Here is a 1,641-nt window from a genome sequence, read left to right as displayed (position 1 = left end):
AGCGATGGCCTTCTACCCAGGCCAGCTTTTCCAGGGGCGTGCCGGCCGGCGCCCAGGTGGTGAAATAGGCCAGTTCCCCATCGACCAGGCGGCGGCGAATCAGCTGGCCCCATGTCCACAGTCCTGTCGCGGATAGGCCATAGTCACTGGCCTCCAGGTCTGCCAGCTCCAGATAGGCCCAGTCATGAAGACGCGGTCCCTGAGTGCCTTCGCCTGCCGAGCAGCATCTCCAGGCCGAGGGCGGTAACGCCTGCGCCACCTGCTCGGCCGTGCCGGAGATCCAGGGCCTATCAATCCAGGCCTTGACGGTATGGGTGCCCTTGACACCCAGCACGTAGCCCTTCCCGGCACGTCGCAGGGCGGTCTCGAGATGACCCACGCCATAGACGCTGTCGGCGGCCACCCAGGCAAAAGGCGTATTCGCCGCGATGGCCCGCTCGATCATGTCCTGGGCCATCCGGGGTCTGGTTGAAAACCCGATACCTTTCGGTACCTGGGCGGCAGCCATACGCAAGGGATCATCCGTCCAGGCTTCGGGCAGGTAGAGGGCTCGGCCGATGAAGGCATGGCCGTGACGCGAGACATAGGCCGCGAAGACACCGATCTGGCAGTTGGCGATCTTGCCGGCCGATCCGCTGTATTGGCGGGCTACCCCGCAAGACGCACGGCCTTGCTTGAGAAAGCCGGTCTCGTCCAGAACCAGGACGGCCTCGTCGTCGGCCAGATGCTCGAGCACATACTCGCGCACCAGATCACGCAGGGCATCGGCCTCCCAGCGACCACGGCCGAGAATGGCCTGTTGACGCCAGGGGCCGGGATCGCCGGCGGCCTCTGCGCGCATCCAGCCGGTCTTGCGTGGCTCGTTGCCCAGCAGGCCATCGAGGAACAAGCCGGCAGAGGCCGCCACTCGCTCCTGGGTAAACAGGGGGCGCATACGCGCCTTGACTTCGCGCAGCGATGAAGCCCACAGCTCCAGGGTTGTCTCGAACGATGCAGTTGTCATCCGGTCTCTCCCAGGCAAGGGAATACATCAAGCAAGGCAGATGAAGGCTAAATATGCAACTGTAGTGCTATGGCCTGTTAACACTACTCTCCGCGAGCCGCGTTGCCGCGCCAAATGGCGCCAGGCGAGGCGCAGGACGCAGGGAATGGCATTCCCTTGCCAAGTCCCGCAACGACGCATGGCGCCATTTGCCGCGCAACCCGCAGGGACGGGCCTGTTTTTGCGCGATGTGTCGTTGCTCGTCGTTCATTTGGAATGACCAAACTTCTCTCCTCGCGCCTAACCCCGCGCAAAAACAGGCTCCGTCGCGGTCGCGTGGAGTAGTGTTAACAGGCCCCAGAGCATTTTCATCAAATACCAGATCACTGCTGCAACTGTAGGTCGGGTTAGCCGCAGGGCGTAACCCGACGCGACGGGCAATGCCGGGCAGGCTGTCGGGTTACGCTACGCTAACCCGACCTACAGAGCGGCCATCCACGCATATCGTTATCCTGATCGCCCCCAAAAGGCGGACTCGAATAAGGTGAAACTGCTCTAACCGGTCACGCACGTCACGCTCGATTTCGTACAGCAGGCCGATGGAGTGCAGCGCCTGCCCGGCCAACTGGCTCTGGTTGGCGACGTGCAGGTCGTAGAAC

2 protein-coding genes are annotated in these 1,641 nt (G+C 63.0%); both read right to left on the bottom strand.

The window, feature by feature from the left end; translation table 11 throughout:
• A partial coding sequence (locus ACYVD0_RS19720; protein WP_460428378.1) for an IS701 family transposase occupies window positions 1-1,003 on the bottom strand: 1,003 nt, incomplete at its 3' end.
• 439 nt (window positions 1,004-1,442) lie between these two features.
• Window positions 1,443-1,641: hypothetical protein (locus ACYVD0_RS19715; RefSeq protein WP_460428379.1), on the bottom strand; the 199-nt coding region annotated here is incomplete at its 5' end.

Source organism: Azotobacter armeniacus (assembly GCF_054779355.1).
The sequence above is the reverse complement of the archived record's forward strand: the minus strand, read 5'-3'. Positions and strand labels throughout refer to the sequence as shown.